Below are 23857 nucleotides of genomic sequence, written 5' to 3' on the forward strand. Positions count from 1 at the left end.
ATTAGTCTTGCCATTTTGATTTTACGAATGTATCAATACGACGGACTGCCTCTTCTAATAAGTCTAAAGATGTAGCATAAGATAATCGCATAGTAGTTGGTGTACCGAAGCCAGAGCCTGGAATCACTGCTACGTTTGCTTCTGTTAAAATATCCGCAGCAAATGCATCTACTGAATCATAGCCAGTGTGAGCCATAGCTTCTGCTACGTCTGGTAATAGGTAGAATGCACCCTGTGGCTTTAATACATGGAAGCCAGGAATAGCACTTAACTGTGGGTAAATTTTTTCAAGACGAGATTCAAATGCCTGACGCATTTCCTCTACCGCATCCTGAGAGCCATTATACGCCTCCACAGTTGCATATTGTGCTGTTGTTGTCGCATTAGATGTTGAGTGTGATGCAAGGTCAGTCATTGCTTTAATAATGTCTGTGTCACCTGCAGCATATCCAATACGCCAGCCTGTCATAGAGTGAGATTTTGCCACACCATTTACAACGATTGTACGTGCTTTCACTGCATCAGAAAGTTGTGCAATTGAAAAATGCTCAATACCATTGTATACAAGCTTCTCATAAATTTCATCTGACACGATTAAAATATCTTTTTCTTCTGCAACAGCAGCAAGTTCTGCAAGCTCTTCACGAGAATAAATCATGCCTGATGGGTTACTAGGAGAATTAATAATCACTGCTTTTGTCTTGTCTGTCACAGCTGCTCTCAGTTGATCCGCTGTAATTTTATAGCTTTGTTCACGTGTACCTTCAACATAAACTGGTACGCCGCCAGCTAATTTCACTTGTTCTGGATAAGACACCCAATAAGGAATTGGAATAATAACCTCGTCGCCTTCATTTAAAATCACTTGGAATAGCGTGTATAAAATATGCTTTGCCCCTACACCAACAATGATTTCATTTGGCTGATAGGTAAGGTTATTGTCGCGTTGAAGCTTATCAATAATGGCTTTTTTCAGAACTGGAAGTCCGCCAGCAGGTGTATATTTTGTATACCCTTTCTCCATTGAATCAATGGCAGCATTTAAAATATTTTGAGGTGTATTAAAGTCTGGTTCACCAGCTCCAAGACCAATCACATCAATACCTTGCTCTTTCAATGCTTTTGCTTTTGCAGTAATCGCTAATGTTGAAGATGGTGTTAAAGTTTTTACACGTGTTGCTAATAAATTTTTCATTCGGGATCTACTCCTCTTATAAATTCGTAATGCGCTTCCACCAGTCGCCATCCTTAAACAGAATATAGACATAGTTGAGCTGGTCGTGGTCGTTCAGATATGTAATTTCCCAAACTGCGCCAGGCTCCTCATAGCCTAATTTCATGTGGAGGACTTTTTGTACATTTCCTTCATTTTTAAAAACCGATAATGCTTGCTTTTCCGTAATACCATCTTCTAATATCACTTCCTGAATGGAATCCTCGTCTAGATTCGTCGGAACAAAGACAGCTTTTTTATCACCGTATTCGTCTACCCCGAACACAGTAACATACGAATGTTTGCCATTATATGTGTAGGACTCCGATACAATTGCGAGGGCTTTGGCATCGAGTGCCAACTGTTCAGCCTGCTCTTCAATTGAACGGAACGGAGCCTCGGCTTTCCAGAGTACTAAAATACTAATGACAAGTGACAACGAAACAATAAAGACAGAAATGAAAATTAACCAGTTTTTCATCTATTCACCTTATGTTTCACATCGAGCTGTTTTGGCATAACACATAGCTGATGCATGTGTGTGTCTATAACTGTGTAACCATTCATTTTGCTTTCCATTTTGTCAACCTGCTTTCTTTCCTCATACCACAACATTATACAACAATTTTGTGCTGTCGTGTTTCTTAATTTCATATATTGTACGTTGCTAGAACAACGTTTTCAAACAATGACTACAGTAAATTTCATTTCACCTCTTAGAAGCCTCGTTTTGGGCATAAAAAACATGGTCCTATCATAAGAAAAATTCCTATTTAACTATGTAAATAGGAACCTGTCATTATGATAATTCGTATAGCACACAGCTAGCACGGCCATTCGCCTTTGCTTGGTATAAACAGCTATCCGCTTGCTCAAATAGCTCCTTGTATTGATAGTTTTTCTGATTATTCACACAAGCACCCATACTGACCCTTAAGGGATAACTTTGCTGTTCCTGTTCGAGCTTTAGTGAGAGCAAATAGACATGTGTGTTATGGACCAATGTTTTGATATAGTCCTTCTGAGAATGCCTAAAACAAAGGATGAATTCATCTCCGCCATAACGAATAATTTCCACATCTTCATCCTGTAAAAAATCCTTCAAGCTGTTAGCTAAAAGCTGTAAAATCATATCTCCAAATAAATGACCATGCGTGTCGTTAAATAGTTTAAAATAATCGACATCCAAAACCGTAATACATACATAGGATTGCGTTATTTCGGCTGCATTGAGCCATTCCTGTAGCTCATAGTCTAAAAAATGTCGATTTAAAACGCCTGTTAATGGATCATAATGTGCTTTTTTCTCAAGCTTTTCCTTTTGACGCTTAAATTCTAAGTTCATTACTTGTTGTAATAAATTTGCAACACTCATTTTTTCCGAGAGATCAATATATTCACGCTGTACATCAAAAATTTCATCTCGCCAATCCAATTGATACAATACATTTAACAGTAAGCGCATCACTTTTTTTGTAATTGGCTTATCTCCATAAGATCGGGCAAGATCTATGGCTTGTTTATAATAAAATACAGCTTCTTCAAGCTTTTGCTGTTTTTCAAATAAAAAACCGTAGCCAAACAATGCCGCTACTTTTTCTCGTTTATGATGATGAATAATAGTAGAGGATAACGTACTGTCCAGCAATGCCTTCCCCTTTTTAAAATCCCCTTCTAAAATATACACATCTGCTAAATTATTATTAATACGAATATCATGTAATTTTGCTAGATCAGGCATTGTTCTAGCAAGAGATTTATTATATTCTCTAGCTAATAGCCCTGCTTGAAGTGCTTCCTTTGTACAGCCCTTCTCTACCTCTAAATAGCACAGATTATTATGACAGCGAACAAGCATGACAGGATCTTGAAGCTCCTGTGCATAGGCGATAGATTTTTTCGTCATCTCCACCGTTTTTTCACGGATGCCAACTAAATCATAGATTAATGACATTACTAAATGATAATGCATTAAATCTTTTGTCGTACCATAATTTTGACAAATGGCCTCATAATCATGAATAAGATTAACCATGCTTAATGTGTCACCTAAAGAATGATGAACTAATATTTTTTGATAGTACAAATCCATGACATATGGATAGTTATTGCTCTCTAATGCGACTAAAAGACCTTGATCAGCAAGCTTTAGTGCTTTCGTTAAATACCCCTTTGTGCGCATCTCCATTATCGTTTTATTTAATTCTTCTAATGTTAATTCCACCGTCTCACCACTTCTCCATACCCCATATCATCCAGTTTACTTTGTGCTTTCTCAATTATAAGACATATGTATTCACTTAGTCCGCCTTTTTCGTATGATACCAACTATTACCTACAACGCAAAAATCTTTTGTGATGATTGTTTTAAAATCTTACATCTGTTTGCTTGAAAGTGAATCATCTTATCCCATCATAATATGTAGGTAATTTTTTTATGTCTTTACACATTTTTCTCCATTTTTGTCCTCGTTACCTGTTGTTTTTACCCATATGATGAGTTAATTAGCTTTTTTAGTATCGAAAAGGGACGTGATGTTGTGAGTATGCAAATTAACCCTTCTGATCCAGCAACGATTCCAAAATTTGTAGATGAACTTCCAAAACCAATGATTGCTAAACCAAAATACAGCAGAGGGCAACAGAAGAATGATTATTACGAATTGGTCATGATGGAGGGCCAGCATCGTTTTCATAAGCATTTTCCAAACTCATTAATTTGGGGCTACAATGGGCTTTACCCAGGGCCAACCATAGAAGCTTCTAAAGATAAAACTATCTATGTGAAATACAAAAACCAGCTGCCCTTACAGCACTTTTTACCAGTAGATTTTACGCTTCATGCTGCAAACGATTCACAAGAAGTAAGAACAGTTACTCACTTACATGGTGCCAATGTGGATTGGCAGAGTGATGGCCATCCTGAAGCATGGTACACAAGAGACTATCGGCATACTGGTCCAAAGTTTAATAAGGAAATACATGAATATACGAATCATCAACCTGGCACTACCATGTGGTATCATGACCATGCCATGGCTTTAACACGTTTAAATGTATATGCAGGATTAGCAGGCTTTTATTTACTGAGGGATGCCCTTGAGGAACGCTCTAATTTACCATGTGGAGACTATGAATATCCGATTTTAATTCAAGATAAAACGTTTAATGAGGATGGCTCATTGTTTTATCCTGACGAACCACCCTTTCCCGTGCCTGTTCATCCCTCTATCACACCAGGCTTTGTTGGCAATACGATAGTGGTTAACGGAAAACTATGGCCTTTTTTAGATGTTGAGCCACGTAAATATAGATTTCGTTTACTAAATGGCTCTAATCGACGAGGCTATGTCATCAGTCTTTCCAATGATCAACCAATGTTTCAAATTGGTACAGATGGCGGTTTCTTATCAGCACCACAACTTATCCAATCTGTCGAGTTGCTGCCAGCTGAACGCACGGATGTCATTATCGATTTTTCAAGCTGTGCTGGACAGGAGATTACCTTACTTAATACTGATACCGATTTCAGTGATGAACACACAAACGTGATTATGCAGTTTCGAGTAACTTTACCTTTGAAATGTGAAGATACAAGTGAGATTCCAGAAAGACTTGCCGTTTCTATGGATCTACATCCACACCATGCACATATTGAAAGACAACTACCATTGACGGCGACTACCGATGAGTTTGGTCGACCTATGTTGCTGTTAAATGATCGAATGTACCATGATCCAGCAACGGAAAAACCTTCTTTAGATAGTGTGGAAATCTGGAACTTTATTAATGCTACACCCTTTATCCATCCTATTCACCTGCACCTCATTCAATTTAAAATTCTGGAACGAAGGCCGTTTGATTTAGAAATCTATCAAAATGAAGGCATCGTACAATTTACAGGGCCGCCTGAAGAACCAAGAGACTATGAGCGAGGTTGGAAGGACACGGTGAAGGCTGACGCTGGAAAGGTGACAAAAATTATTATGCATTGGAAAGATCATGTCGGGAATTATATGTGGCATTGTCATTTCCTTGAGCATGAGGATCATGATATGATGCGACCCATTCTCGTTATGAAAGACGTCCATGCTGTTCAGCAGCCTCATGCAGCAGTAGAACATCCTGGAACACATCAAGAATCAACAGCTCCCACAAATCCTACAAATCTTACAAGTACTACCCATCATAGTGAATCTTCAGCACCACTATTAAATGAGGTAGAACACTCACAACTTGAGGAAGAAAAGGTAGTCTCACCTCAAGAAGAAGAATCCATTACTATTCATATAGGAGATAATACACAACATATGCCAACGCTACTGTTTCCAACCCTTCCTACCAATACTCCTACGAGCAGGCATAGGCCTCGTCAAAGAACCCGAAGATTTTAGCTAAGTATCGCTTTACAAAGAAAACTACCCATGAAAAGGTGGTTTTCTTTGTTCTAGCAATTTATTTGACCTCCAATCGCCATATTCTTCTCGTTACGAAAGCTAATAATAATACACATACAGAGATTATAAAGACTGGTATATAGATGTTGGCTTGAAAGAACTCAAATAGCAACCCATACCCCATCTGCCCAAGTGGTGCCATACACTGTGATACTGCCATCATAATTGCCATGACTTTCCCTAATTGTTCATTTGGTGTTTCTTTTTGCACAAGGGTCATTACGTAAATGGAGATAATCGTCATCATCATCGCAATGATAAGAGCACAACCAATAAATAAGCTATACGATGGATAATAGCCAATTTGAAGGGCGCGAGGGAGCACAGCCATAGCCATGGGAATTACCAAAAAGGCTGACATCAATACCCAAATATAGAGGGTGTGAATACGCAGCTTTTTTGCAAAGTACCCCATCGTTAACGCGCCTAAAATCGTCGCAAAATCAATAATCCCCATTCCTATTCCATACAATGTATCACTACTTTTCATCGTGACACGAAGAATAATAGGCACACCAACGATAAAAAGTGGAGTCAATAGTAAATTCAATAAAGCAGCAAGTAGCGTACATTTTAAAATAAAAGTTTGCTTCACCACATAAGTAAAGCCTTCTTTCATGTCTTTGATTAAGGTCGGCATCAAATGACCATCATAGCTACGTTTCACAAATGGGATTGTCATAAACATTTCTACAATAGCCGTAAAGAAAAATAATAAACCACTTACTATGACGAGAAGTTTGAGGCCAAGCATTCCATATAGTATCCCCCCTAGCACAGGTGCTGTCACTCCTGCTAATGCCTGGACCCCATTGACGATCCCATTAGCCTGCTCAAGCTTTTGTTCGCTAACTAATAGCGGAATACTAGCCATTACAGCTGGCGTGTACATGGCACTAATGAATGAAAGAAGCACCATAACCAACCCAATCCATAGCACAGAATGATTGTCTGTTAGTAATACAATAAAAAAAATCAATACAATGCCACTACTGATAAAATCAAATAGGACCATTAAATTTCGCCGATTAAAGCGATCTGCTATAGCGCCACCAAATGGTGTAAGTAAAACAGGAAGGCTTGAAATAGCGAAAAGCACAGCAAAAAGATCTGCCCGTCCTGTTATATCTAAAACAAAAAGTGAAAGAGCAAATCTTAAAAGCGCAGAGCCTAAAATAGAAATAATCTGCCCAGCTACCATAATGATAAAATCTTTCGAAAAGCCTTTTTCTTTGACTAGCATTTCCATATAAAAAACACCCCTTATTATTTTTAGACCGACAGTCGGTCATTTAATGTGTTAAAAAATTGTAGGCACAAGCTTCTAGGACTTGCCCTACAAATTAGACTGACTGTCGGTTTATAAATAGTATATGTGAACTCCCCAAAAAAAGGAACATATTTTTATATCTTCCTTTTTGTTAACCCTATTTACTTTTAAAGTAATGTTTAATTTGCTCAATCATAGCAGTAGTTGCCTGACTAACATAGCGATCTACACGGAAAATAATGGATAGGCTTCGGCTTGGAGCACCATTTGAAATTCGTATACTACACAAACTAGGATCATTCATTTGTTGGAGCAAAGGATAGGGTTGCACCGTTACACCAATATTGGCTCGAACGAGATTCATAATGGACGTGACAGAGCTTGTTTCAAGAATAGAATGAATGTGAAAACCATGCTTTTTTACAGCCTCTTCAACTATCTCTCTACCAAGAAAACCTTCTGGATACATCACCATAGGAAGTCCTTCTAATTCAGCAATTGGGATCACTGTTTGATGTGCCAATGGATGCTCCTTTGAAACGGTCAGTACATATTCCTCTCTACATAAAGGAATAATGACCAATCGATCATCTGATTCTACATTCGTCCCAATACCGATATCCACTTCATTTTCGAGAACCTGCCGCATAATATCGATGGAAGCAAGTATCTTTAATTTTACCTTTGGAAATTTTTGATGGAAATCAATAACAAGCTGTGTAATCCGATAATCAAGATCAGATGGCATGATGCCAATACTTATTTGTCCCCCTTGTAGCCCCTGTAAATCTTTAATCGAATCTTTGACATTTTGTAATGTATTAAATACCTCTGTTGTATAGCTAAACAAAAGTGAGCCTGCCTCAGTCACAACAATTTTTTTGCCAATACGATCGAACAATGGCATTCCTAGCTCATCCTCCAGCACACGTATTTGCTGGCTTAACGTTGGCTGAGAGATGCCAAGTTTCTCAGCAGCTTTTGTAAAATGTAGCTCCTCATAGACTGCCATAAAATAATGCAGATGCCGTATTTCCACATAGACCACGCCCTATCATAGTTTCTAACTATCATTGTAATAGTAATAATAGTATTGTTCAATCATTCTAATTCAGATAGACTTCAATTTAGGCTTACTATTTATTTGATAGGACGGAGAGGAAAGACAATGAATATAAAACACAAAATCGTACCAATTATTGCCATTATTTTAGCTTCTTTTAATTTACGGCCTGTCATTACTTCGGTGTCCCCCTTATTAGGAACTATTCGCCAGACTTTACATATGAGCGCAGCTACTGCTAGTTTGCTAACTTCTTTAGCTGTGCTATGTATGGGCTTATTTGCACCTTTCGCAATCAAACTAGCTAATCGTTGGAGCATCGAGCGAACTATCGCTTACGCTCTTATTCTTATTGGACTAGCAACAGCTACCAGATATTTTGCTAATACTGCCTGGGTCATGCTAGTAACAGCCTTGTTATCAGGCATTGGCATTGCCATCGTAGGACCACTGTTATCGGGCTATATTAAGGAGAAATTTGCGAACCCTTCCCGTGTAGTGGGGATATACTCGCTAGCACTTGTAGTAGGAGCTGCACTTGGCTCTGGGCTTTCTATTCCACTAAGCAATTTTTTTCATTCATGGCAAGCTTCTTCTGCCTCCTGGGCTATTCTTGCTTTAATCGCTTTATTCTTTTGGTGGAAGCCAATTGAACAAAAAGCAGTTACTGCATCAGTCACAAATTCACCTAGTAAGAGCAACAGTGTGAAGCAAATGTTAATGAATCAAAAGGCTTGGCTTTTAACAGGCTTTTTTGGGTTAATGGCCTTCATGTTTTATACCATCATGGCTTGGTTACCTCCCATCGCAGAAAATTTAGGCTATAGCAAACACGACGCTGGAATGATGCTGACACTATTAACAATTGCCCAAATGCCAGCTACATTTTTAGTGCCTATATTAAATAACCGTTTTCAGCATCGAGCCGTATGGCTAGTAGGTAGTTCATCATTAGAATTAATTGGTTTATTGATGCTACTGTTTTCTTATAATCCTTGGCTGAGCAGTATTCTGATTGGCCTTGGTGCAGGTGGGCTTTTCTCATTAGGGCTAACATTACCAATTGATGAGGCCAAAGATATTCACGAGGCTAGCTTCTTAGCTGCTATGACACAATCAGTTGGCTTTGTATTTGCTGCATTGGGCCCCTTCTTTGTCGGTCTTGTTCGAGATTTCACAGGCAATTTTACAACTGCTATTATTGGCATGATCATCATCGTCCTTGTGATGATTCTGATTCAACTAAAAATTGGAAACCAAAAGCAACCGCAAATGCATCATATTCACATGAAAAAGACGACTTTCTAACAAGGAAGGTCGTCTTTTAATGATGGAATCGATTTTGAGCCTTTGTTGTATTGCCTTCACGGGATGACACTGGCCATATATGTAGCGTCTTCAACTGATGATTTCTAATTAGCTGACTGAAGCATATCTTAGCACAACTGCCTCTAAAACATCGATTCCTATTAATATATCTTCAAGCTCCGTATGTTCATCTGGATGGTGACTTAAACCATCCACTGAAGGAATAAAAATAAGGCCAACTGGTCCGAGCCTTGTCATATTCATAGAATCGTGACCTGCTCCACTTTGCATATATTGATAGGATAGTTTCTTCTCTACACAAATTGTTTCTAAATCTTGCATTAGCTTTGGAGAAAGCAGGACAGGATCCTCTGAGCTAATGACATTGTATTCAATCGCAAGCTGCCTCTTTTGTTGAACGTTTGCAATAACCGTATAAAAATGCTGAAGCACACGTTCTCTCGATTCCACAGAGGATGATCGGATATCTACAGTTAACTCCACTTCACCTGGAACTACGTTCATCGAGCCTGCCACAACCTCTAGTATTCCAACAGTTGCCACAGTGCCAAACTCCTGCTCTGCTATCGCCGCTTTTTCTAATTCTAATGCCAATTCGGATGCTCCTAAAAGAGCGTCCTTTCTCATATTCATTGGAGTCGTGCCTGAATGGGACGCTTTTCCATTTAACTTCATTAATAAGCGAACTGGTGCTGCTACCCCTGTGACAATACCAATTTTCTTTTCATAGTTAATTAGCAGTGGTCCCTGTTCAATATGCAATTCGAAAAAGGCATGGAATCCTTCCTCTACTCTTGTCGCTTGATCAACACTACTAAAATCAAGTCCACAATGAGCAAAAGCCTGCTCCATCGTAATACCATCTCGATCGACTAAATGGCGATACTTTTCTTTATCAATTAATCCTGCCATTGCTTTACTGCCTACTGTTGACACACCAAATCTTGAAGACTCCTCACAGGCAAAGGCGATAATTTCAATTGGATGCTCTGTCACAATAGATCGCTCGTTTAATCGCTTGATGACCTCAAGGGCAGCGGTTACCCCTACAACGCCATCATATTTACCGCCTTGATAGACAGTATCTAAATGAGATCCCATGACAACAGGCTGCAATCCTGGCACACTGCCTTCTCTTCGAGCAATAAGATTTCCACAATGGTCAATATGAATTTGAAGATTTTCATCTTTACATAAACGAATAAAGGCATGTAAACAAGCCTGTTCTTCATTCGTATAGGCAACTCTCGTAATCCCTTTTTCGCCTGAATTATATTGATTCATTTTATCTAGTAATTGTTGATAACGTTCTTTATAGATCATGTAAACAGCTCCTTTTGAAGAATTACGAAGATGAAAATCAGACCAAATGTACGCTTGTCATAGTATCTATTTTACACCTTTTTGGTTGAAAATTAGAAAAGGGATTCTCCATAACGAGATCCCTACTCTAATTCACTGGAAAGACTTAAGCAGTATATGACTGCTCTAATCTATTTACTATTAGCCATTTTGTCATTGAAATGATGGAACAATGCATCACATTCTTCAGTCGTTTCAATTTTTTGCATGTTCAGGACACTTTTATCTTTACCCGTTAAGTAATCACGTAGATGCATATCAGAGAAGCCATGTACATGAGCATCTTCTGCTGTATTACAATAATGAACTTCTTTAATACCCGACCAAATAATAGCGCCCACACACATTGGACATGGTTCGCAAGTAGCGTAGATGACACAATCGGATAAATCCATTGTGCCAAGCTTTTTAGAGGCTTCACGAATGGCTACTATTTCTGCATGTGCAGTGATGTCTGTATCACGCATCATTGTATTGCCAACAACAGCGATGATTTCATCACCTCTTACAATGGTTGCACCAAATGGTCCACCAATATTTTGATCGATGCCTTCTTTTGTTTTGTCAACAGCTAGTTGAATATAATCCATACCGTGATTCCTCCTAGTTAATAATATGAGTACCAGCCTGATTATTGATCGCTTCTTTCAGACTTTCAGGGTTTGTAATAATTACTCGATGACCACCATTTTCTAAGAAGCTTAAGCTTGCTTCGATTTTTGGTAGCATACTTCCTGGCGGGAACTGATTATCTTGAACATGCTGCTTTGTTTCCTCAACAGTAATTTCTTCAAGTGCTTGTTGTTCAGGTTTTCCAAAGTTAATAAACACACGCGGAACACCCGTTGTAATAATTAATGAATCCGCATTTACTTGTGCCGCTAATAGACTTGTTGCAAAGTCTTTGTCAATGACTGCATCTACACCCTCATAGACATTGTTTTCTTTTTTCACAACTGGAATTCCACCACCGCCTACAGCGATCACGACATAATCATTATCAATTAATGATTTAATCGCCTCTTTTTCCACGATATCGATTGGTTTTGGTGAAGGCACAACGCGACGGTAGCCACGGCCAGAATCCTCTACCATTTTCCAATCTGGATGCTCTACTAGCATCGCCTCCGCTTGCTCCTTTGTAAAGAATGAACCAACTGGCTTTGTAGGGTTAATAAAGTTGGGATCATGTTCATTGATTTCAACTTGTGTAATCACACTGACTACCTTTTTATTAATTTGACGTTTAGTCAGTTCGTTAATTAATGCTTGTTGAATTAAATAGCCAATTCCACCTTGTGTGTCAGCCACACAGTTTACTAACGGAATTGCTGGCATGCCTGATACTTCATTAGCAATTTCACTTCGTTGTAAAGTGAAACCAACTTGTGGACCATTGCCGTGTGTGACAACCACTTTATAACCTTCCTGAATCATATCCGCGATATGCTCGACAGTTTGAGCAACTGCCTCTTGCTGACTTTGAATAGATTCACTTCCACTATCCTTTACCAACGAGTTACCGCCGATTGCTACAATTACTAATTTATTCACAACTACACCCCTACTTCTTTTTCTACACTATTTTGAACATTTTGCTGATTAAATTTATATAACAGCGTATATAAAATGAATGACACGATCAGTCCGCTAAAGAAAGCAAAGTTATTTAGCTGTACTAAAAACGGCACACTTTTCAGGAAAGCACCTGACATTGGTAAGAGGAAGCTTATTAATAGAACGATACATGCTACGATGTTATAGCCAGATTTATAAGCTCCATTATGACCTTCTTCCACATAAATCATAGATAAATCTAAACGTCTTTTACGCTCGATAAAGAAGCTAGACAACATAATACCTGCAATCGGTCCAAACATAGAGCCTATAAAACTATAAAAGAAAAATAACGTTTCTGTACTCGATACTAGTTTCCAAGGCAAAATGACTGTGCCAATAATCGCTGTTAAAATACCTGCTGTTTTGACCGTAAATACTTTAGGGAATAAAGTTGTCATTTGTAATCCAGATGGTAATAAATTACCAAAAACTACAAAAGCTGTTGCGCCTACATTTAACGCTAAAATTAATACAATCACTGAAAAGGGATTTTGAATTTTATCAATAGCATCTACAATATTAAAAATTGGTTGCCCAAAAGCAATTTCTGTCCCTGCTATTAAACTAATACAAGTAATCGCAAATAATAGATACGAGCCGATCATACCGATGGATAAGCCATAGATCATTGCTTTTGGCGATTTAGCTCTATGCGTAAAATCTGCAATATTTACAATTGGACCAGCCCAGTTAGACACCAATGCGCTAACACATGCAATAAAAACCAATGGACTTTCCATCGTTGTAGAAGGCTTATATTCTAAAATTGGTCCAATTCCTCCAGCAATATTAATTGCCCAAATCGCTGCGCCAATAATGAAAATATAAACAATCGGTGATGAGTATTTACCGAAGACTGTTAGCATATCCATGCCACCTAAAAAAAGTAAAACTGTAATTACCCATAAAATAATATAAGAAATCATAGTCGGAACATCTAAGCCAAAAATAGTGAAGTCTCCACCAATAGACATATAGTTCGGAATGAATCTTGCAAATAATACATTAAGGGATTGAGCGCCCACAACGGTCGTCGTACCAAAGAATACAACCCCAGCAATCAACCCTCGACATAACGCCGGAATAATAGAGCCTTTTACTCCAAATGAATCTCTTAGTAATATGGCAAACGGAATGCCATATTTAGAGGCGGAATATCCATTTAAGCAATAGCCTGCTGAGACGATTACTGCTGAAAGCATAATGGCTAAGAAAACTTGATTAACTGATAATCCTAAGACAAAAAACCCTGCAACCGTCATATAAGACATAATATTGTGAACTGCGCCCATCCACACGGTAATGTAGTTAAAGATTCCCCAGTCTCTTTCCTGAGGCCCTTTTGGTAAAAGTTCTTCCGAATAGCCAAGTGCTCTATAATCTTGATTGGACTGTTCAATTTTTGCGTGTTCCATAGAAAGCTCCTCCTACTTATAGGAAGTGGGCTTAAGCCCACTTCTCACTAATTGTAATTAATGCTTTTTCAAAAGCTTCCATTGGAGGATTTGTAATACCAGCACCAATCATACCGATTCCAGCCTCTTTATGTGCGATAGCTGTATTAATAATTGGAAGAATACCTGATTGGATGACTTTGCGAATATCAATACCAGTAGGAATTCCCATGAAGTTTAATAATGGAATGGTAATATTTTGGTTTTCTGTCGTCGTAATTTCTTTCATTTTACGAGAATAACCAATTGCTTCATCCACTGTTCCACCTACTAAAGCAACGATTGCTGGTGCAGTAGCCATTGCGAAACCACCAATACCGTAAGTTTCTGTAATAGCACTATCCCCTATATCAAGACCTGAATCCTCTGGTTTGTAGCCAGCAAACATCGGTCCGATTACTTTTTGTGCTGGGCCAGTAAACCATGTATTACCTGGCATGCCACTAATACGAACACCAAATTCTACACCGTTACGTGCCATTGTTGTCACGACAGTACTATATTCGATTCCATGTGCAGCATCTAATGCACATTTACAGCATGCCATCCATGTAGGACCTGAGAAATAATCACTACTTGCCACGAAATCAAATACTGCTCGCTTCTGTTCAACAGGATAATCTGTTTCTAAGATATATGGTGTCAATGCTTGAATTAATAAGCTTGTACCTGCATTATTACGGTTATGACATTCGTCACCCATGTGGAGCGCTTGTGCAAGCATCAATCGTAGATCGATGCCGTCTTTATTTAATTTCATTGCATCACGTAAAATTGGCCCTAACACATCACGCATCCATATTAATCGCTCGACAACGCTGTCATCGTTGGCACCCATACGTAAGATTTTTGCCATTTGCTCACTTAAATTTGTATAGGCGATATTGCCATACGTTTTATTTTCAACGATGTGCATAAACATCGAAGCAGATGTTACCCCAGCCATTGAACCAACTGCATTATGCTCATGGCAAGGTGAGAATGTAATATCTCCAGAAGCCGCTACCTTTGCTGCTTCTTCCAAATCTTTCGCTAATCCTTCGAATACAAGAGCACCCATCACAGCGCCCTTCATTGGGCCATTCATATCTTCCCAAGTAATGGGTGGTCCTGCGTGTAAAATTGTTTTTTTCGTCATGCCAGGTACAACATTGATGGCTTGATCGAAACCAATCAACACGGGTTGAGAGTTCACAATTTTTTCCACTGCAAGACGATTTGCTGCTTCGATTTTTTCAGCAAGTTCTGCTTTATCGATTTTGTTTAGTGCTGCAATAATTTCTGGCTTACCTCCACCCGGTGGTGACCACTCTAGGTGTGTAGCACTTGCATTTTGTGCTAATATATCATCCTTAAAAAGTTCAATACCTACGTTAATTACGTTAATTTTACTTGTGAAAAGTTCATTGATCTTACTCATGATTTTCTCCTTTCAACACCATTTCTCTAGCAAGTAATCCTGCATTTGTACTACTGCTTGCATGTGTAACACCTGCATCGACTAATTTTTCCACTTGCTCATCTATGTTTGGCGTATCTAAGTCTGTTCCAAGGACATACCCAATGATCTCTAAATGTCTACCTTCTTTTTCAGCAAATTTTTTAGCTTCAATGATGGCTGGAAGCATAACACCTACTGGGTCTTCATGAGAGCCAAAGCCTAATACGAAGTCCATCACAATGACACCAACTGTCGGATCTTTTGCTTCTTGTAAGAAGCGCTCAATGCGAGAAGATGGATCGATCATTGGATGTGGTTTACCATTTGTAAAATCATCATCACCGAAGTCAATGAATGTATGTTCCTGACTCACATTGATATCTTTCAATAAGAAATCAGGATTCTTTTGGATGTTACTGTAAATATTATCTAATTTTTCCATAGCTAGATACATAGATTCATCACAAAGCGTACCGCCACAGAATAACCCACGAATGTATTTTTGCTCTGGCGCTAATTTTGCACGAACCTCTTCAACTAATGGAATGTTAAGCGCACGTTTGTTAATACCTGCTTCATCAATACCTGCTAGTAAGACTGCCTTTAAGGCTGCTTCTTTCGATGTTTTAGCAAATTGTCCACCAGCTGCCACTACAGCCTCTTCATTACCACCTATAAAATAAACCACTACCGGTTTGCTGCATTCTTTAATTTGTGCGAGTACTTTTTTCTCAACACTTGCTTCAGGTGGCTTCGATACAAGTACAATCACTTTAGTGGCTTCATCGGCTTCTAGTGCTTTCATTCCATCAAGCATCATCATACCGCCCACTTCTTTACTTAAATCTCTTCCGCCAGTACCGATCAGTTGTGTGATACCACCACCGAAGTCATGAATGCGAACACTTACTTCTTGGCTACCTGTACCAGATGCCGCTACGATACCGATATTGCCTTTTCTTACAGCGTTTGCAAAGCAAAGTCCTGTATTACCAATAATAGCGGTACCACAGTCTGGTCCCATCATTAATAAGCCTTTTTCATGTGCTAAAGTTTTTAATTCTACTTCGTCTTCAACGCTCACATTATCACTGAACAGCATCACGTGTAGATCATTTTCAAGTGCTTTGCGTGCTTCGCGAACAGCAAATGCCCCATTGACAGAAATGACCGCAAAGTTTGCATCAGGAATTCCTTGTGCAGCTGAATCAATCGTTGCATATTTAATATCACTTTTTGCTTGTGCTTTATCTTTATTTATTAGTAATTCTTCCACTGCTAGGTAAGCGCTTTCTGTTTGATCCGCATTAGCAGTTTTAACAATAATCATTAAGTCCCCTGCTGTTGCTTCCTCCACTTCTGGCGTCATCAAACCAACGTTACGAATGACTCCTTTGTTCATCTCCGTACCCATACCAATAATTGCTTGCTCGACGCCTTCAATTTGATTCGCTTTTGTAGATAGTGACATCAATGACACTGAATCAAAATATGTGTTGCGCTTAATTACGACTTTAATACTCATCATTATCCTCCTAATTTTATATTGGCTTCTAAGCCACTTATCAGTCCTAAGGCAATATCTGTTCCTGAGGAGGAGCCAATAGCAAGCACCTTTCTCAGAGCCTCAATGGATTCCACTTCTGTGCCATATAAAATGGCGTGTATGAATGAACAGATGGACTCCCTTACTTGTCCATATGCTGCCTTCTTCAATGTTGTAAAGCTAATCTCATTGGTCAAAGGCTGAATCACTTTGATGACGCTTTCACACAAAGGTTTATACATAGAACACGGGCTATTTTGTAAGTGAATGATAGCAAATAAGCCTACTAAAAAATCATCCCCTGATGGTGTTAGCCCTGGCCCCAAGCCTACTAAATCAGCTGCATATGCCTGAAAACGATCCAAACGTTGATTCAATATTTCCTCATAAAGTAAAGTTGTACGCTGCTGTAATAATCTCGATGTCTCCGCTTCAAATTCACTGACGGGAGAATCATTACGTTTTATGCCGCCGCCTTTCCCATGTAAATCAATGAATTGTTTTACACGGATCATATTCATTTTTAAGCGTGTACAATTTGCTGGATAAATAGGTAGCTGACATTGCCAACGAGAGGCTTTTGGGATCGCTATTTTTAATTTTTCTTCTATTAATAGTTCATTATGGCGAACCGATACCCTGTCATGTTGCTGAATGCCCAGGTGATCCAATGTATCAAGATCAATGACAAGTGTATTGGGTGCCCGATCCATTGCCTTCGTAGCAAGTGTAAAAATTTCATCCTTACCATCACTCCGTATATTTAAGGCATGTTTAAACACGCTATGAACCGTTCCCGTAAACGTCGCCACTATTTGCTGCAGGAAATAATCATCACCCAATTTGGCATGTATCATATGTACACCTCTTTATGTCGTAGGAGTACTACTATTTCGCTCCTGCTTCTAGTAGAATTTTTTCAATTTCAGTAAATCCTTTTTCTTTAGCCATTGTTAATGGTGTCACACCATATTGATCCACTAATTGTGTATCTGCTCCATGTTCTACTAATAGACGAACTATTTCTTGTTGCTTTTCTCCCCCATCATTGAGGAGAATGGCTTCAATCAATGGTGTCCATCCACAAATATTTGTATGGTTGACATTGATGTCTGTAGTCGTTACAAGTTCACGAACTACCTCAACAAAGCCCTTCTCACTTGCTGGATGAATCCCTACACCGCCAAAGCGTGTTAAACGCTCTAAATCTGTGTTTGCTTGTAGCATTATTTTCACAAGCTCTAACTTTCCATTTATACATCCATACAAAAATGGGTTTAAACAAATTTGATCTTGAAGGTCAATATCTGCCCCTTCCTGAATTAAAAATTTTACTGTTTCTAATTGATCATTCATCGCAGCAAGTAAAATTGCTGTACGTTTGCGCTTATTTTGAGAATTAATATCCACACCTTGTTGTAAATAACCTTTCAGAGCGTTATTATCACCTGCTTCAGCTGCAGTTAAAAATTCTGAGACCACATTCATATCTACCAATTTCATTCCTCCATTTCTCTGACCTATTGTTCATTTCAACTAAAAAGAAATAAACCGCGAGAATGTTACTACTTTCACATTTCCGTCTTACAAGCTTTATTTTATTCTCTTATGCCGTAGATATCATTGTTTAGCAAAACCAAAAAGAATGAAGATCATTTAGGCAATATGTACAATGTTTTGTGATAAGATTATGGCGAAGGAGTGAAATCATTTGCTAACAATTAAAGATATATTAGAGATAAAGGCACTTGAAGGAATTAAAATTGTTGCTGGAGAGCAAGGAATTCACAATGAAATTGCACTTGTGAATATTATCGAAAATCCCGATGCATTTGATTGGCTGACACCGAATGAATTACTGTTAACGACTGGTTACATCTTCCAAGATGACGAAGCCTTACAAAATAAAATTATCCAAGAAATCTCTAAAATCAATTGTGCAGGCCTTGTTATTAAAATGAGACGCTATTTACAAAAGACGCCTCAAAACATGATCGATATTGCCAATCAGCATGGATTGCCGTTATTAGAGTTACCTTATAATTACACCCTTTCCAAGGTCATCTCGATTATCAATGAAAAGGCATCTGGCCGTTATGATCTATTAAATAGAAAATCTTTGGACATGCACAATACGCTATTTAAGGTGGCGCTTGAAGGAGGAGGCATCGAATCTATTTCCTCTAAGTTAGCTGAAACAATTAATAACCCGATTATTTTTTTAGATAATGACTGGAATTTACTGCATTATACAGATCTTGATACGAATCCTGTGCCCCTTGCCTATGGCATTAATTTAAAGAAGAATCGTCCAACATTTTCAAAGGATTTTATAAATACCATTCCGAATGATCTCAATGAAATGCAAAAATCCATTACACGAATCTATCAATTAGAAGATCTAGCCGTAAAATGTAGAATTCTTCCTGTTGCAGTAGCCAACTATATTTATGGCTATATTGTCATTTGGCAAACTGTACGGGATCTGAATGAATTTGATTTCATCGTTTTAGAGCAAGCCTCCACGATTGTGGCACTAGAAAGGATAAAACAGAAGGAAATTGAGGGTGTACGTCTAAAGATTAAACAAGAGTTTTTTGATGATTTATTGACTGGAAAAATCACTTCGCTTGAAACGCTACAAACACTATGCGATCTCCACGGCTTAAAGATCAACCATAAATATTATTGCATCGTCATCTCTATTAGCCATGAAAATTTGCAAAACCAGCATGATTTAATTTCTAGAAAATACGAAACCGATAATATTGCAAAAAAATGTATGAATTTAATTTATGAGCACTCTAGCACAATTAATGGGGAAATTACATGCCTTTATCGCAACAATCAAATCATTATATTAGTTGGACAGCAAGACAGCAAACAAGATTTCACGATCAATGAAACAAAGCAATACGCAGAAAACATTCTCCAATTATTAGTACAGCAACATACGCAAAGCTCTTTCTTAATGGGGATTGGCAAAGAATATAAACATATACGTTTTGTCCATAAAAGCTTTGCAGAGGCACATGAAGCTCTCCGTCTTATGCACCGCTTCGAAGAGCGTGGGGCAGTGGCTCATTATGCGGATCACTCCATTTATCATTTTTTAGATTCGAATATTAATGAAGTGCAGCTAAAGGACTTTTTCTTAGAAAGCTTGGGTTCTGTCTTTGAGCATGATCTATTACATGGGACAAGCTATCTACTTACATTAGAAAATTACTTTATCAATCATATGAATATAAGTGAAACAGCCAAGGAAATGTTTATCCATCGCAATACGTTAATTTATCGGATTGAAAAGATTAAAGAAATTTTAAAAACCGATTTAAAAAGCTATGAGGAGCTGTTACAAATCCAGCTAGCCTTAAGAATCTATCGCTTGCTTGGTAAGTCTTTATACCACGATGAATTTGCAGACTAGTATCAAAAGGTGGTGATCGCATCACCTTTTTTGATGACCATTCATTTCATATTCAGTTCATAAACGCATGCTATAGTAAAGCCATAGAAACGAAATACATTGTTTTCAGACAATGAAGGAGGCTTATTTCTTTGCAAGAAACATCAAATGATATGTCTAAACAAAAAGATTGGCGCCGTTTTATACAGTTAGTAAAACGTGCCGAACCACCGATATGGCTACTTGTCATCGCTTTAGTGATGAGTTTAGCAACGACAGGTGTAGGGTTTATTGTTCCATTATTTACAAAACAATTAGTGGATGGCTTTTCGTTAGAATCGCTTAATTATTGGCAAATTATTGTACTAGGTATTGCCTTTATCGCACAGGCTATTGCCAGTGGATTATCCATCTATTATTTAAATCGAGTTGGACATCATGTTGTGGCAAAATTACGTGACCAGCTATGGCGAAAGCTGTTGCATTTACCAATCCCCTATTATGATGAACATGATACAGGCGAAACATTGAGCCGTGTTACGAATGACACAGGGGTTGTGAAAGAGCTTATAACAGAGCATTTAGCAAACTGTTTATCTGGCGTTATTTCCATTATAGGTTCTATCATCATTCTTCTATTTTTAGATTGGAAAATGACATTAGTCATGCTGATTGCCGTACCACTGGCTATGGTGATCTTAATGTTGTTAGGGCGACGCATGTTTGTGATTTCAAAAGGGATGCAAGATGAAACAGCAAAATTTACGTCTGTATTAAATCAAGTTTTACCTGAAACGCGCCTAGTCAAGGCTTCAAATGCTGAGCAAATTGAATATGAGCGTGGAAAAAAGGGCATTACGAATCTCTTTACATTTGGCTTAAAAGAAGCAAAAATTCATGCACTGATTTCCCCGCTGATTTCATTCGTTCTGATGTCTGTGCTTGTAGCTATTATTGGCTATGGTGGTGTCCGTGTTTCCTCTGGAGAGCTGACGGCTGGCGATATGGTGGCATTTATTTTATATTTAATCCAAATCATTATGCCAATGACGCAATTAACGATGTTCTTTACCCAGCTCCAAAAAGCCATGGGTGCTACAGAACGAATTAGTGCATTGCTTGAATACGAGGAAGAACATATTGAAGAAGGCTTAACAGTAGAAAAAATAGATCAACCCATTTATCTTAAAAATGTTGATTTTTCTTATGGTGAGGAGCCCATTTTATCCGATATTAACTTCACAATTGAGCCAGGCAAAGTAACAGCCATCGTTGGACCAAGTGGTGGCGGTAAAACAACTACATTTTCACTGCTAGAACGATATTATCAGCCAACGAACGGCAGTATCACACTAGGAGATACACCAATCGAAACTTTTTCACTCCACTCTTGGCGCAGTCAAATCGGCTATGTAGCACAGGAAAGTGCCCTGCTCTCAGGTACGATTCGAGAAAACATTTGCTATGGTATAGACCGTGAAGTGCAAGATGATGAGCTAGAAAAAGTGGCTAAAATGGCCTATGCAGATCAATTTATTAACGAGCTTCCAGATAAGTTCGATACTGAAGTTGGAGAACGAGGCATCAAGCTTTCAGGAGGACAACGTCAGCGTATCTCTATCGCAAGAGCGCTCTTACGTAATCCGCAAATATTAATGCTGGATGAGGCAACATCAAGCTTAGATAGTAATTCAGAAATTTATGTACAAAAAGCATTAGACAACTTAATGCAAGGACGCACAACACTAGTCATTGCGCACCGTTTATCGACAGTGGTAGATGCCGATCAAATATTATTTATTGAGAAAGGGCATATTACAGGCTGTGGTACACACGAAACACTCTTTGAAACACATGCTATGTATCGTGAGTTTGCCATGCAGCAATTACGCATTAAAGACGTAGAATAAAGGGGTTTGTTGAGATGACAAAACTATTAGTCGTGGATGATGATGCACATATTCGCGAATTGGTAAAAGTGTTTCTGCAAAACGAGGGCTTAGAAGTAATAGAGGCTATCGATGGTGTCGATGCACTGTCTAAATTAGACACTGAGAAAGTCGATATGGTCGTGATGGATATTATGATGCCCAACATGGATGGCTGGGCATTATGTGAGGAAATACGTTCATTCAATACAGATCTACCAATCCTTATGCTAACAGCTAAAGGAGAAACCTCTCAAAAAATCAAGGGCTTTCATTTAGGGACAGATGATTATCTTGTGAAGCCATTCGAGCCTGCCGAGCTAATCGTACGTGTTAAGTCTATTTTAAAAAGATATCGTATCTCCCTTTCTCAAGTTGTAGAGGCTGGTCATGTCAAATTAAATCGCCATACACATGAAGTGGAAATGAACGGCGAGACGATTCTCCTTCGTTTGAAGGAGTTCGAGCTATTATTTACACTTGCAAGCTATGTTGGCAAAACCTTTTCCCGTGAACAGTTGATCGAAGAAATCTGGGGCTACGACTATGAGGGAGATGAACGAACAGTTGATGTCCATATCAAAAGAATACGAGAACGCTTTCCACAGGAGACGAGTGGCTTTGTCATTCGCACCATTCGTGGTCTTGGTTACCGCTTGGAACTAGGCACATGAGAAAACGAAGATTCTTGTTAAGATTAGCGCTGGTCTTTTGCCTGTTTCTGATTGCAAACACCGTTTTCGCTTTTATTTCCTATCATGTAACTTCATGGCTGTATGGACGGTTAGGAACTGAGCCTCATGGATTTTGGCTACAACTAGCAACAGTGATTGGGGTGTTTGCACTCTTTGCCTGTTCAGCTGCCATTATCTTTTTAATCGGACTAAATCGACAACGTAACTATTGGGATACGATTGTAGATGCATTAAGCCGCATGGCAAAAGGTGATTTTGATGTTCAGCTGGATTTGAGAGCAGATGAGGAGGATCAATTTGGGCAATTGATTCATGGTATTAATCATATGGCTGTTGAGTTAGGTGAACTGGAAAGAATGCGTCAGGAGTTCATTTCCAATGTCTCCCATGAAATTCAATCACCTTTAACGTCTATTAATGGCTTTGCCAAGGCTTTGAAAAATATTAACCTACCTGAAGAAAAACGTCAGCATTATTTAGCTATAATTGAATTAGAAAGTAATCGTTTATCAAAAATTAGCGACAATTTGCTCAAGCTAACTTCCTTAGAATCGCAGCACCATCCATTTGAGCCTATAACTTATCGACTCGATAAACAATTACGCAATGTTGTGCTGGCACTAGAACCGAATTGGTTAGCCAAACAGATTGACTTTGATCTCGATCTTGATAACCTGAGCATCACTGCAGATGAGGATTTGATGAATCAAGTCTGGATGAATTTGCTGACAAACAGTATTAAGTTTACACCTACCAATGGAACCATCTCATTATCTATGAAAAAGCAGTTCGACACGATAACCGTTCAGGTTCAAGATACTGGCATAGGCTTAACCGAAGAACAACAAAAGCATATTTTCGAAAGGTTTTATAAGGCCGATCAATCGCGAACTGCTGGAAATGGCGGTAGCGGATTAGGGCTAGCCATTGTCAAAAAAATAATTGAGATGCATCATGGAACCATTGCTGTAGAAAGCAAAATAGCAGAATATACAAGATTTTTGATTACTGTCCCCATCGACAGTACGCCAACTCATGCAAACGACTAACCCCGTCTGCATGAGTTATTT

At 38.6% G+C, this 23857-nt stretch carries 19 protein-coding genes; 6 read left to right on the top strand and 13 right to left on the bottom strand.

Annotation, left to right across the window (positions count from 1 at the left end; all coding sequences use genetic code 11):
• Position 1: 1 nt before the first annotated feature.
• From C7B89_RS07365 to C7B89_RS07375, 3 genes are all read right to left on the bottom strand, one after another.
• Positions 2-1195, bottom strand: coding sequence for a pyridoxal phosphate-dependent aminotransferase (locus C7B89_RS07365; protein WP_048389971.1), 1194 nt, complete (start codon positions 1193-1195; stop codon positions 2-4).
• Positions 1196-1211: 16 nt separating this feature from the next.
• Positions 1212-1694: a cell wall elongation regulator TseB-like domain-containing protein gene (locus C7B89_RS07370; RefSeq protein ID WP_048389969.1), complete on the bottom strand. Its 483-nt coding sequence runs from the start codon at positions 1692-1694 to the stop codon at positions 1212-1214.
• A 318-nt stretch (positions 1695-2012) separates the two neighbouring features.
• Complete coding sequence (locus C7B89_RS07375) at positions 2013-3437, bottom strand: tetratricopeptide repeat-containing diguanylate cyclase (protein ID WP_115673412.1); 1425 nt, start codon at positions 3435-3437, stop codon at positions 2013-2015.
• Between the two features lie 316 nt (positions 3438-3753).
• Here C7B89_RS07375 and C7B89_RS07380 point away from each other — a divergent pair, with 316 nt between their 5' ends.
• Positions 3754-5607 (top strand): multicopper oxidase family protein, encoded by a 1854-nt coding sequence (locus tag C7B89_RS07380; RefSeq protein ID WP_425269273.1) that lies wholly within the window; start codon positions 3754-3756, stop codon positions 5605-5607.
• A gap of 61 nt (positions 5608-5668) precedes the next feature.
• Here C7B89_RS07380 and C7B89_RS07385 read toward each other — a convergent pair whose 3' ends face one another.
• The gene (locus C7B89_RS07385; protein WP_115673413.1) at positions 5669-6919 is read right to left on the bottom strand and encodes an MFS transporter; all 1251 of its coding nucleotides are present in this window, start codon (positions 6917-6919) and stop codon (positions 5669-5671) included.
• A 178-nt stretch (positions 6920-7097) separates the two neighbouring features.
• A complete protein-coding gene (locus tag C7B89_RS07390) occupies positions 7098-7979 on the bottom strand; it encodes a LysR family transcriptional regulator (protein WP_115673414.1) in 882 nt (293 codons plus the stop codon).
• 129 nt (positions 7980-8108) lie between these two features.
• Between C7B89_RS07390 and C7B89_RS07395 the strand changes: the two genes are divergently transcribed.
• Positions 8109-9311, top strand: coding sequence for an MFS transporter (locus C7B89_RS07395; protein ID WP_115673415.1), 1203 nt, complete (start codon positions 8109-8111; stop codon positions 9309-9311).
• Between the two features lie 108 nt (positions 9312-9419).
• Here the strand turns inward: C7B89_RS07395 and C7B89_RS07400 are convergent, their stop codons facing one another.
• The 8 genes from C7B89_RS07400 to C7B89_RS07435 all read right to left on the bottom strand — a co-directional run bounded on the left by C7B89_RS07400 (position 9420) and on the right by C7B89_RS07435 (position 18252).
• Positions 9420-10655, bottom strand: coding sequence for a Zn-dependent hydrolase (locus C7B89_RS07400; protein WP_115673416.1), 1236 nt, complete (start codon positions 10653-10655; stop codon positions 9420-9422).
• 170 nt (positions 10656-10825) lie between these two features.
• Positions 10826-11284, bottom strand: a complete 459-nt coding sequence (locus C7B89_RS07405) for a nucleoside deaminase (protein WP_054550759.1) — start codon at positions 11282-11284, stop codon at positions 10826-10828.
• 13 nt (positions 11285-11297) lie between these two features.
• A complete protein-coding gene (arcC, locus tag C7B89_RS07410; protein ID WP_048389956.1) occupies positions 11298-12248 on the bottom strand; it encodes a carbamate kinase in 951 nt (316 codons plus the stop codon).
• A gap of 2 nt (positions 12249-12250) precedes the next feature.
• On the bottom strand, positions 12251-13729 hold the full coding sequence (locus tag C7B89_RS07415) for a cytosine permease (protein ID WP_054550758.1): 1479 nt from the start codon (positions 13727-13729) through the stop codon (positions 12251-12253).
• A 31-nt stretch (positions 13730-13760) separates the two neighbouring features.
• Positions 13761-15188 (bottom strand): YlbE family protein, encoded by a 1428-nt coding sequence (locus C7B89_RS07420; RefSeq protein ID WP_112117709.1) that lies wholly within the window; start codon positions 15186-15188, stop codon positions 13761-13763.
• Positions 15181-16734: an acyl-CoA synthetase FdrA gene (gene fdrA / locus C7B89_RS07425; RefSeq protein ID WP_115673417.1), complete on the bottom strand. Its 1554-nt coding sequence runs from the start codon at positions 16732-16734 to the stop codon at positions 15181-15183. The genes C7B89_RS07420 and fdrA overlap by 8 nt, the downstream gene beginning before the upstream one ends.
• Positions 16735-16736: 2 nt before the next feature.
• Positions 16737-17612, bottom strand: a complete 876-nt coding sequence (locus C7B89_RS07430; protein ID WP_115673418.1) for an oxamate carbamoyltransferase subunit AllH family protein — start codon at positions 17610-17612, stop codon at positions 16737-16739.
• Between the two features lie 31 nt (positions 17613-17643).
• Positions 17644-18252 (bottom strand): ankyrin repeat domain-containing protein, encoded by a 609-nt coding sequence (locus C7B89_RS07435; RefSeq protein ID WP_081011059.1) that lies wholly within the window; start codon positions 18250-18252, stop codon positions 17644-17646.
• Positions 18253-18466: 214 nt separating this feature from the next.
• Between C7B89_RS07435 and C7B89_RS07440 the strand changes: the two genes are divergently transcribed.
• The 4 genes from C7B89_RS07440 (at position 18467) to C7B89_RS07455 (ending at position 23836) form a co-directional block, all read left to right on the top strand.
• The gene (locus tag C7B89_RS07440) at positions 18467-20185 is read left to right on the top strand and encodes a PucR family transcriptional regulator (protein ID WP_054550754.1); all 1719 of its coding nucleotides are present in this window, start codon (positions 18467-18469) and stop codon (positions 20183-20185) included.
• Positions 20186-20316: 131 nt separating this feature from the next.
• Positions 20317-22074, top strand: a complete 1758-nt coding sequence (locus tag C7B89_RS07445; protein ID WP_115673419.1) for an ABC transporter ATP-binding protein — start codon at positions 20317-20319, stop codon at positions 22072-22074.
• A gap of 14 nt (positions 22075-22088) precedes the next feature.
• Positions 22089-22766: a response regulator transcription factor gene (locus tag C7B89_RS07450; RefSeq protein WP_103117749.1), complete on the top strand. Its 678-nt coding sequence runs from the start codon at positions 22089-22091 to the stop codon at positions 22764-22766.
• Positions 22763-23836, top strand: a complete 1074-nt coding sequence (locus C7B89_RS07455) for a sensor histidine kinase (RefSeq protein ID WP_208644728.1) — start codon at positions 22763-22765, stop codon at positions 23834-23836. The genes C7B89_RS07450 and C7B89_RS07455 overlap by 4 nt, the downstream gene beginning before the upstream one ends.
• Positions 23837-23857 lie beyond the last annotated feature (21 nt).

Source organism: Lysinibacillus capsici (genome assembly GCF_003367505.1).
In the GTDB taxonomy this organism is placed as follows: domain Bacteria; phylum Bacillota; class Bacilli; order Bacillales_A; family Planococcaceae; genus Lysinibacillus; species Lysinibacillus capsici.